The 9,769-nt window shown below is 72.4% G+C and carries 11 protein-coding genes; 6 read left to right on the top strand and 5 right to left on the bottom strand.

From position 1 onward, the window contains the following. Positions 1-20: 20 nt before the first annotated feature. Together G5C51_RS35940 and G5C51_RS35935 are read left to right on the top strand one after the other, a co-directional pair. Positions 21-1,076 (top strand): PLP-dependent cysteine synthase family protein, encoded by a 1,056-nt coding sequence (locus tag G5C51_RS35940; RefSeq protein WP_165244037.1) that lies wholly within the window; start codon positions 21-23, stop codon positions 1,074-1,076. Further along, a complete protein-coding gene (locus G5C51_RS35935; protein WP_165244033.1) occupies positions 1,073-2,362 on the top strand; it encodes an MDR family MFS transporter in 1,290 nt (429 codons plus the stop codon). The genes G5C51_RS35940 and G5C51_RS35935 overlap by 4 nt, the downstream gene beginning before the upstream one ends. Before the next feature lie 8 nt (positions 2,363-2,370). Here G5C51_RS35935 and G5C51_RS35930 read toward each other — a convergent pair whose 3' ends face one another. The 5 genes from G5C51_RS35930 to G5C51_RS43425 all read right to left on the bottom strand — a co-directional run bounded on the left by G5C51_RS35930 (position 2,371) and on the right by G5C51_RS43425 (position 6,234). After that, positions 2,371-2,991 (bottom strand): hypothetical protein, encoded by a 621-nt coding sequence (locus G5C51_RS35930; RefSeq protein ID WP_165244031.1) that lies wholly within the window; start codon positions 2,989-2,991, stop codon positions 2,371-2,373. Positions 2,992-3,074: 83 nt separating this feature from the next. Then, positions 3,075-3,728, bottom strand: coding sequence for an SCO2322 family protein (locus G5C51_RS35925; RefSeq protein WP_165244029.1), 654 nt, complete (start codon positions 3,726-3,728; stop codon positions 3,075-3,077). Continuing rightward, positions 3,725-5,086: a cobyrinic acid a,c-diamide synthase CobB gene (locus G5C51_RS35920; protein WP_338118424.1), complete on the bottom strand. Its 1,362-nt coding sequence runs from the start codon at positions 5,084-5,086 to the stop codon at positions 3,725-3,727. Before G5C51_RS35920 ends, G5C51_RS35925 begins: the two co-directional genes overlap by 4 nt. Before the next feature lie 256 nt (positions 5,087-5,342). Continuing rightward, on the bottom strand, positions 5,343-5,651 hold the full coding sequence (locus G5C51_RS35915) for a hypothetical protein (protein ID WP_165244017.1): 309 nt from the start codon (positions 5,649-5,651) through the stop codon (positions 5,343-5,345). A gap of 172 nt (positions 5,652-5,823) precedes the next feature. Next, positions 5,824-6,234 carry a DUF5994 family protein gene (locus G5C51_RS43425; RefSeq protein ID WP_338118426.1) on the bottom strand — a complete coding sequence of 137 codons (411 nt, stop codon included), beginning with the start codon at positions 6,232-6,234 and terminating at the stop codon, positions 5,824-5,826. 435 nt (positions 6,235-6,669) lie between these two features. Here G5C51_RS43425 and G5C51_RS35905 point away from each other — a divergent pair, with 435 nt between their 5' ends. The 4 genes from G5C51_RS35905 to G5C51_RS35890 all read left to right on the top strand — a co-directional run bounded on the left by G5C51_RS35905 (position 6,670) and on the right by G5C51_RS35890 (position 9,749). Continuing rightward, a complete protein-coding gene (locus G5C51_RS35905; RefSeq protein WP_165244023.1) occupies positions 6,670-7,671 on the top strand; it encodes a fatty acid desaturase in 1,002 nt (333 codons plus the stop codon). A gap of 243 nt (positions 7,672-7,914) precedes the next feature. Beyond that, positions 7,915-8,310, top strand: coding sequence for a DUF5994 family protein (locus G5C51_RS35900; protein ID WP_165244021.1), 396 nt, complete (start codon positions 7,915-7,917; stop codon positions 8,308-8,310). 174 nt (positions 8,311-8,484) lie between these two features. Beyond that, positions 8,485-9,075 (top strand): DUF5994 family protein, encoded by a 591-nt coding sequence (locus G5C51_RS35895; protein ID WP_165244019.1) that lies wholly within the window; start codon positions 8,485-8,487, stop codon positions 9,073-9,075. Positions 9,076-9,080: 5 nt separating this feature from the next. After that, positions 9,081-9,749, top strand: a complete 669-nt coding sequence (locus G5C51_RS35890) for a DUF5994 family protein (protein WP_240930159.1) — start codon at positions 9,081-9,083, stop codon at positions 9,747-9,749. The last annotated feature ends 20 nt before the right edge of the window (positions 9,750-9,769 follow it).

The following is a 9,769-nucleotide window of genomic DNA, read 5'->3' as shown; positions in this document are numbered from 1 at the left end:
CCCCCGCGCGCAGCACCACCCTGCCCACCCTCGTCGGCAACACCCCCGTCCTCCCCATCGGCGCCCCCCTCACTCCACCCGACCGCCGCTTCTGGGCGAAGCTCGAGGGCTTCAACCCCGGCGGCATCAAGGACCGCCCCGCCCTGCACATGCTCCGCCGCGCCCGCGCCCGCGGCGAACTAGCCCCCGGCGCCCCGGTCGTGGAGTCGACATCCGGCACCCTCGGCCTCGGCCTCGCGCTCGCGGGCCACGCCCTCGGCCACCCCGTCACCCTCGTCACCGACCCGGGCCTGGAGCCGGAACTACGGCGGCTGCTGGTCGCGTACGGCGCCCGCGTCGACGTCGTCGGCGCACCGCACCCGCGCGGCGGCTGGCAGCAGGCCCGCCGCGAACGGGTCGCCGAGCTGATGACCAAGGAGTCCGGCGCCTGGTGCCCGGACCAGTACCACAACCCCGACAACGTCGCCGCGTACACCCCCCTCGCCCTCGAACTCGCCGCCCAGCTCGGCCACATCGACGCCCTGGTCTGCAGCGTCGGCACCGGCGGCCACTCCGCCGGCATCCACCGCGCGCTCGCCCCGCTCTGCCCGGGGCTGCGCCTGATCGGCGTCGACAGCGTCGGCTCGACGGTCTTCGGCCAGCCGGCCCGTAACCGCCTCATGCGCGGCCTCGGCTCCAGCATCCATCCGCGCAATGTCGCGTACGACGCCTTCAGCGAGGTCCACTGGGTGGCCCCGGGCGAAGCTGTCTGGGCCTGCCGGCAGCTCGCCGCCTCGCACTACGCCACCGGCGGCTGGAGCGCCGGCGCGGTCGCCCTGGTCGCGGGCTGGATCACGGCCCAACTCCCTGCCGACGCCACGGTCGTCGCCGTCTTCCCGGACGGCCCGCACCGCTACCTCGGCACGGTCTACGACGACGACTTCTGCGCCCGCCACGACCTGCTGGACGCCCCGCCCCCACCGGAACCGGACGTCATCGGCAGCCAGGACGACAAGGAAGCCCTGCGCTGGACCCGCTGCACGACGGTGTCCGACCCGGCCGCGGAGGCCACACCGGCCGCGGAGGTGCACGCATGAGGAACATGCTCGCGCAGGCGCGCACCTACGACCGCAGCGTGCAGCTGCTGATGGCGAACCAGTTCACCATCAACCTCGGCTTCTACATGCTGATGCCCTACCTCGCCGCCCACCTCTCCGGCACCCTCGGTCTGGCCGGCTGGGCGGTCGGACTGATCCTCGGCGTACGGAACTTCAGCCAGCAGGGCATGTTCCTCGTCGGCGGCACCCTCGCCGACCGCTTCGGCTACAAGCCGCTCATCGTCGCCGGCTGCCTGCTGCGCACCGCGGGCTTCGCGGCGCTCGGCTTCACGACGTCGCTGCCCGCACTCATCGCCGCCTCCGCCGCTACGGGCTTGGCGGGCGCGCTCTTCAACCCGGCCGTACGCGCCTACCTCGCCGCGGACGCGGGCGACCGCCGGGTGGAGGCGTTCGCCCTCTTCAACGTCTGCTACCAGGCGGGCATCCTGCTCGGCCCGCTGCTCGGCATGGCGTTGACCGGTGTCGACTTCCGCCTGACCTGCCTGGTCTCGGCGGTCGTCTTCGCGCTGCTGAGCATCGTCCAGATCCGCGCGCTGCCGGCGCGCAGGGGAGCGGGCGACACGAAGGCCGCGACCGGCAGCGTATGGACGGTGTGGCGCGGCATCGCGGCCAACCGCCCCTTCCTGCTCTTCTCCTGCGCCATGATCGGCTCGTACGTGCTGTCCTTCCAGGTCTATCTCGCCCTGCCGCTGGAGGTGCGGCGGCTGGCGGGCGACGGCACGTCCGGGACGATCGCGGTGGCGCTGCTCTTCGCGGTGTCGGGCCTGAGCACGATCCTCTTCCAGACCCGTCTGACCGCCTGGTGCAAGGCCCGCCTCGGCCCAAGCGCCGCCCTGACCTGGGGACTTACGGCGATGGGCCTGGCCTTCACGCCACTGCTGGCGGCGACCGCGCTGCCCGTACCGGCCGGCGGACCGGGCCGCTGGCTGCTGGCGGCCGTCCCCGCGGCGACGGCGGCGCTGCTGCTCGCGGTCGGCACGATGCTCGCGTACCCCTTCGAGATGGACACCATCGTCCGCCTCTCCGGCGACCACCACGTCGCCACCCACTACGGCTTCTACAACACCCTCTCGGGCGTGGGCATCGCCACCGGCAACCTCGCCACGGGGGCGGCCCTGGACACCGCCCGCTCGGCAGGCCTCCCGGCGCTGCCGTGGCTGGTCCTCATCGCCCTCGGCCTGGCCTGCGCGACGGCGCTGCACGCCCTGCATCGCACGGGGCGCCTGGTGCCGGCGCCGGAGCAACCGCAGCCGGCGCCGGCGTGAGGCGGTGATCAGCGGCGAGCCCGCAGGACCGCCGTGATCAGCCACGCCATGCACAGCAGCCGCCCGACCGGGATCAGCGGCGAGGCCCCGTACACCGCGAGCGACAGCAGCGACATCACGGCGACGGCCCCGGCCACGTACCCGAAGCGCGTCACCCCGCGCCCGAACGGGCCGCCGCGGGCGGCGAAGAGGACGAACAGGCCGAGCGCGGCCACGTGCAGCGTCCCGCCGGTGGCGAAGTTGACGTCGCGGAGCAGCCCGACGGTGCCGTCCGCGAGGCCGGGGGTGAAGAGGGCGAGGGCGAAGCCGGTCAGGGCGGACAGGCAGAGGAGCGCCACCGCCGCCATTCCGGCGCCGCGGGCAGCCCTGCCGAGGGGCCGTACGAACCCGCCGCGCACGACGGCGAACAGCGCGGCCGCGCCGAGCAGCATGATCACACCGGTGAGGGAGGAGGCGAGCGCGTTGTCGGTGTAGTACGAGACGACATCGCGGGTGGGGGCGTCTGGTTTGGGGAGCTCGTCGCCGACGGCGGCGACCGCGGTCAGTCCGAAGAAGCCGGCCAGAAAGCCGCTCGCAGCGGCGAGGGGAAGCTTGCTGCGGGTGGCTCCGGTGACAGTGGTTGTGGTCATGGCAACAAGCTGTCAGCGCGGGCCCGTTGGATCGTCCCCCGCCGGAAGTCAGTGGATCTGCTCCCGGCGGAGTACGACCGCCCTCACCGCTGCCCGCCGCTCCGGCGCCGGACCTGCCACGCGGCGGCGCCGCCGAGCGCGACGACGAGGGCGGCGCCGGCCAGCAGGCCTACGGACGGTCCGCCGTCTTCACCGTTGCCGGCGTCGTCCGGGGCTTTGGTGCTGGCGCGCTCCCCGCCCACCACATCGGCGCAGCCGTTCCGCGGATATCCCGCGATGGCGCACAGCAGCCCGCCGTTGCCGTATCGCAGCGGCGGCACCGCCTCGGCCAGGCCCTCCGCGGTGGTGGCGTCCGGCGGCAGCCGCACGCACTCCTTGCGTACGGCGGCCGGGGGCCGCTCCCCGGGCGGGGCATCCTTCGCGGTGCCGAAGTCGAGGACCAGGGCGACGCGTTTGGTGCCCGCCTTCGCCGGTGTGGAGCCGCAGATCGCGTCAAAGTCGGGCTTGGCGCGCGGGTTCACGGAGTCCTTCGTCGCCTCCTGGAAGACGGCGAAGCGCCAGCCCTCCACGGCGCCGTCCTGCGGGCGATACGTGCCCGGGCCGACGGTGGTGGTCGTCCAGGCGCCGTCGTCGCCGTGCCGCAGCGACCAGTAGCGGTAGTCGGCGGCGTGCGCGGGGGCCGCGGCGGCGAGGGCGAGGGCCCCGGCGGCGGCCAGGACCGTGAGGGCGCGCTTCACCGGGCGGCCTCCGCTGCCCGCAGGAGATTCCGCGGGAGCTCGGGATGCCTGCCGAAGTGGAGATGGATATAGCTGGCCGTGACATTGCCGACGACGTAGCCCGCACGCCGTACGTCGCCGGTGCTCGTGGTCACGTCGTACAGATTCGGCTCCATACCGGGGGAGGCCGCGGCGATACGGGACTGATGGAACTCCTGCCCGCGCGCCCGCTGTCCGCCGTCACCGAGCGCGGAGGGCGCGAGCGTGTGCACGTCCACGTAAGCGATGGCGAGGTATTTGCGGTCCATCACCACATCGATGGGAAGGATGCCGGTCATGTCATGGCGCTCCCCGTCGAAGCCGGTCAGCGACCTGGCGAGATACATCATCCCGCCGCACTCGGCGTAGATCGGCAGCCCGCTCCCGGCGCGGGTGCGCAGCTCATCGGCGAGCGACCGATTGCCGCCCAGCTCGACGCCGAAGCTCTCCGGATAACCCCCGCCGAGATACACGGCATCGACACCGTCGGGGAGCCGGCTGTCGACCGTGGGCCGGAATTCCACCAGCTCGAATCCGGCCGCCTCGAGCGCGCGCAGATTCTCCTCGTAGTAGAAGCAGAAGGCCGCGTCCCGGGCGACGGCAAGCCGCGCACGGGGCGACCGGGCACCGGTGCCGGCGGGTTCGGCGGCCGGTGCTTCCACACGGGTCGCCGCCAGCAGCCGCTCCACGTCCAGATCCCGCCCGCCCGCGACCTGCGCCCGGGCCCGTTCCGCCACCCCGGCCGGATTCTCCTCGACGGTGGTCAGCCCGAGATGCCGCTCGTCGACCCGCAGTTGCTCACTGCGCTCGACCCACCCGACCACCCGCTCCCGCAGCCGCTCGGACAGCCCCTCGACGACCATGTCCGCATGCGGCCGGCTCCCGACCCGATTGAGTACGGCCCCGGCGATCCGCACCTCCGGATCGAAGTCGATCAGCCCGCCCAGCACGGCGCCGGCCGTCCGCGTCATCCCCCACACGTCGACGACCACGACCACCGGCAGCCCGAGCAGCTTGGCGATGTGTGCCGCGCTGCCCTTCTCGGTCCCGTTCTCGCCGTCGTACAGCCCGCCCATCGCCTCGACGACGCACACATCCGCGTCCGCGGACCACCGGACGTACGAGCGCCGCACGCCCTCCTCGCCCATCATCCACAGATCCAGATTGACGGATGGCCGTCCGGTGATCTCCCGGTGATACCCGGGATCGATGAAGTCGGGCCCGATCTTGAACGCCTGCACCTTCAGCCCGCGCTCCCGCAGCAGCCGCAGCAGGATGCCCGTCACGGTCGTCTTCCCGGCGCTGCTGTGCGTCGCGGCGACGACAAAAGCACGATCCACCCTGGCCAGCCCTTCTCTGTGCAGGATGACCATGCTGGCAGAGGGCCCGGCGGCCGGGCTCCGGGGTCAGCCCAGGAAGTCCGCCTCGCCGCGGAGCACGAGGGTGCGGGCGCGGATGAGGCTCGCGTCGTAGAACTGCCGCCCCTGCGCCTGGTAGAAGGCGTCCACCAGCGGGTCTGTCGGATTGCGGAAGGCGGGCGGGGTGCCGCCGGCGGCGCGGGTGCTGGAGGCGCTGTCGGCGGCCGGTTAGCGCGTCTTACAGCTCGTCGCTGTGCGGGGGGTTGGTCACGAGGCGGAGGCGGGGTGCGCCGTGGGCCTCGGGGATGTGGACGGTGTCCACGGTGAGGTGCAGCCGGGTGCCGTCGCCGGCGATTCCGGCGGGATAGCTGCGTTGCTCGTCGGCTGCGAAGCGGAGGCGGAGCACCTCCGCGATCTGGCGTGCCGTTTCCGGATCGGCCGCGATGATGCGGACCTCGGCGATGCCAGGCTCGGGCAGCTGTGGTGCCGCCGCGGCCTGCGCGAGTGCCTGCCGGCTGCCGGTGCCGATGTCCGGCTCCTGCCTCATGCGCGGCCTGACCTGTCAGGTCCGAGTCGCTGGGTGTGCTGATCGTGCTGATCGTTGTGCGGTTGAATCATGCGTGCTCCCCGGGTGGTTGTCGCGGTAGCCGCGACGATGAGGGCTTCCATGGGCGGCGTCTCGCTCTCCGGGCCAGCCGAATACTCCGGGCCTGCCGACCTCACGCCGCGCGCCCCACCGCCGCGGACGGGAGCCGGCCGACCTTGGCCAGGAGGTCGCTCGCGGTGAGCCGGTTGCCGGGCTCCGCGGCGTCGCGCAGCAGTCCGGCGGCGGTGCCGGGGGCGGTCTCCGGCGGTATCACCAGCAGGTCCCAGCAGCCGACGCTGTACGAGCGCAGCAGCAGCTTGTTGGGGTCCTGGTCGATGCACCAGCCGATGTGCAGCGCACGGCCGCCCGCCCTGACCCTGCGCGGGATCACCGGCCAGTGGGCGGGATTGACCATGACCCTGGTGATATGGCCCCACCGCAGGTCAAGTGCCTCTGCAAGGGCGGGGAGTTCGCGGTCGAGCTCGCGGGAACGCGGCCACCAGGCGCCGTCCAGCGGACCGGTTCCCCGGTCTGCCCGGGTCAGGGCCCAGCCGGGCGGCCGGCGGGAGGGAATCGGCGATGGCGGGGTCGCGGGTGATGGGCACGCTCATCTGCGGACCATTCTCCGGGCGCACGTCGTGTCTGCCCGGGCTGGTTGCTCGCCGGGAACGACGCCGGCCAGAAACCGGCATACGGGGTGCTCTCGGTAATTTCGAGTCTACGCCGCCCCGCAGCCATCAGCGGGCCGGAGTTCTTTGAGAGTTGCGACACGTCTCTCCCGGGCCGGTTTCGACGCGGTCCTTGCCCACGACCGGCTCGTGACCGGGGTGAGCGTCGAGCTGCCGCCCCTCCGGCACCCGCACGTAATGAAGCTGAGGAGCCCCATTCCCGATGCCTGCCGCGCCGTCGGCCGTACGCTGGAGGTACGGAGCCCGAGCCCCCGGCGTCGCGAAGCCACCCCCGATGCTGAGGAGCATTCGTGTCAGAGACTCTCTCCACGGAACCCCGAGCCCCTGTTACTCCCGCCGCCCCGGCCAAGCCGGAGTACGACGGGAAGTCCCCGTTCCCGACCCCTGATCCGGCGCCCCCGCGCGACGGGGGCCAGCGCACGTACGTCGCGGTGACCGCCGCCATCGTGGTGGCCCCGTTCCTGGCCCTGGGGCTGGCCGTATGCCTGCTGTGGGGCAATTTCCTGCACCCCGCGGACCTCGCGCTCGCCGCCGGCCTGTACGTCACCACAGGGCTGGGCGTCACGGTCGGCTTCCATCGCGGGCTGACCCACGGCAGCTTCCGGGCCAAGCGGCCGCTGCATCTGGCGCTGGCGGTGGCCGGCTCGATGAGCTTCCAGGGCGACGTGATCACCTGGGTGGCCACCCACCGCCGCCACCACGCCTTCACCGACCGCCCCGGCGACCCGCACTCGCCGTACCGCTACGGCACCCATCTGGCCGGGCAGCTGCGCGGCCTTGCGCACGCGCATGTGGGCTGGCTGTTCCGCAACGACATCACCCCCGCCGAGCGATACGCCCCCGACCTGCTCGCCGACCGCGGCCTCCGTGCCGTCGCCCGCGCCTTCCCCTGGCTGTGCCTCGTCACCCTGGCGCTGCCCTTCGGCGCCGGCTGGGCCATCGGCGGCAGCTGGCTGCACGGCCTGACCGCCCTGGTCTGGGCAGGACTTGTCCGCATTGCGCTGCTGCACCACGTCACCTGGAGCGTCAACTCCCTGTGCCACATGATCGGCGACCGGCCCTTCCGTACCCGCCGCCACGACCGCGCCACCAACCTGTGGCCGCTGGCCCTGCTCTCCTTCGGGGAGAGCTGGCACAACCTGCACCACGCCGACCCCACGAGCGCCCGGCACGGCGTCGAACGCGGTCAGGTCGACCCCTCCGCCGGCACCATCCGCCTCTTCGAACGCCTCGGTTGGGTGAGCGACGTGCGCTGGCCCTCCGCCGACCGCATTGACGCCCGACGCGCGTGAAAGGCGCGCGTGAATGCCGTGACTGAATGCCGTGACTGAATGCCGTGACTGAATGCCGTGACTGAATGCCGTGACTGAATGCCGTGACTGAATGCCGTGACTGAATGCCGTGACTGAATGCCGTGACTGAAAGCCGCGACTGAATGCCGCGACTGAATGCCGCGACTGAATGCCGCGACTGAACCCGTACCCGACCCCGTACCCGACCCCCGCCGGGCCTTCCCGCCCGCAGAACAGGACTCCATGACCCTGACCTCGCCCCTTCCGCTGCCCCGGCCGCCCCTGGTACGCCTGGGCATCGCCCCTCCGAGCCCGCTGCCACGCATGATCGACGGTGCGTGGTGGCCCCGCTCCCGCGACCTGATCACCGAACTGCCCACGCTGATCGCCGCACTGCCGCTCGCCTGGGGCCAGATCACCGTCGCCACCGTCAGCGGTGCGATGTGGTCCGCCCTCCCGAGCCGGATGTTCGTCGCCAATCACGTGGTGCGCCTGTCCCGTACCTCTTCGGCCCACGGGCCGCACACCATCTGCCTGCTCGCGCCGGGCAAGGGCCGCTGGGATCTGCTGGTCGTGCCGCCCGAGACCACCGCGCACGAGGCGGGGCGCCTGCTGGCGGCCGAGGGCCGGGCGGCGTGAGCCGTCCGCGGCCAGGAGTAAAAGAGGCCAGGAGCAGAGGCCAGGAGTAGAAGAGGCCAGGCGTAGAATGGAACTACCGAAGATATTTCGTGTGCAGGCTTCCGTGTTTGCGTCGTTTTCGGCGAGTTGAGACTTCCGGACCGGTGCAGACCGGTCCGGGGCGAGGTCGGCGTCATGACCGCCACCGCAATGCCCATGCCCATGCCCACGCCAACGGCCGAGCACCGGATCTCCCAGTCGTCACTCCGGTTGTCGCTGGCCCCTCCCGACAGTTCCCCCGCGCTGCTCGACGGCGCCTGGTGGCCCCGTTCCCGCGATCTGTCCGCCGAGCTTCCCGCTCTGACGGCGGCGCTGGACCCGCGGTGGGGACGGATCACCCGCGTAGCGCTGAACCCCACGCACTGGCCGGCCACCCCACGCAAGGTCCCCGTGGCCGGGCGGGTGCTGCACGTGGGCTGGTTCAAGGACGAGCAGGACCCGCACAAGCTGCTGCTGCTCTCCTATCGCATCGGCCGCTGGGACCTGCTGGTCATCCCGCCCGGGACACCGGAGGCGACCGCCGCCTGGCTGATGGCCGCGGCCGCCGACCCCCTGCGTACCGGCACCGCCAGTGAGTTGATGGCGGAGGCCGCCCGCCGGCAGCGGTCGGCAGCAGCCGATCGCGACCAGGAGGCGGTCTGGGACGCCGAAGGCGGCCACGGCCCGCCCGCGGCAATCCCGCGACCGGGCACCCCTCTCGTGCCGCTACGCCCGGAAGGCGGGTGAGAACGATGGAGCTCTTCTTTACGATCGGCATCTCGCTGCTGATGATCGTCCTCGGCGCGTTGATGGTCCGCCTCCTCAACGCACAGCAGGCCGACCGTATCGCCGGTCACCACTACACGTCGGCCCGTACGCGCGTACGCACCGCCCGGAACGGGACCGACCCAGACACCTCGCCGCCGGTGCGGATGCTGACGGACACCGGTGTCCAGTCGGCTCTGCCGGGCACCGCGGTGCTGCGCCTGGAGACGACATCGAACCGCACGGGCACGCTGGACGGCGCCTGGTGGCCGCGCTCACGCGGCATCGAGGGTGAACTGCCCACGCTGCTCACCGCGCTGACCGCCCGGCTGGGCCCGCTCGCCCGCGTCGGTCTCGACGCGAGCGCCTGGGACGACGCCCCGCGCCACGTGGACGTCGACGGGCACAGCGTCCGCATCGACTGGTCCGCGGTCGGCGACAACACCATGATCATCACCCGCGGCCGGCACGACCACTTCGCCCTCCTGGTGATCCCACCCCAGGCCGGCACGGAAGCCGCACGCGCCGCGATGTCGATGGCCGTACAGCCCGGCCAGCCCATGTCAGCGGAACACATCCTCACCGCCAGCGGCTTGTCATCCCGACCGAGCCCCACACCACCGCCCCCGCTCAGCGCCCCTGGCATGCCCGCATGACGCACCTCACACCCCCGCAC

The sequence above is a fragment of the Streptomyces coryli genome (assembly GCF_011044975.1).
In the GTDB taxonomy this organism is placed as follows: domain Bacteria; phylum Actinomycetota; class Actinomycetes; order Streptomycetales; family Streptomycetaceae; genus Streptomyces; species Streptomyces coryli.
The sequence above is the reverse complement of the archived record's forward strand: the minus strand, read 5'-3'. Positions and strand labels throughout refer to the sequence as shown.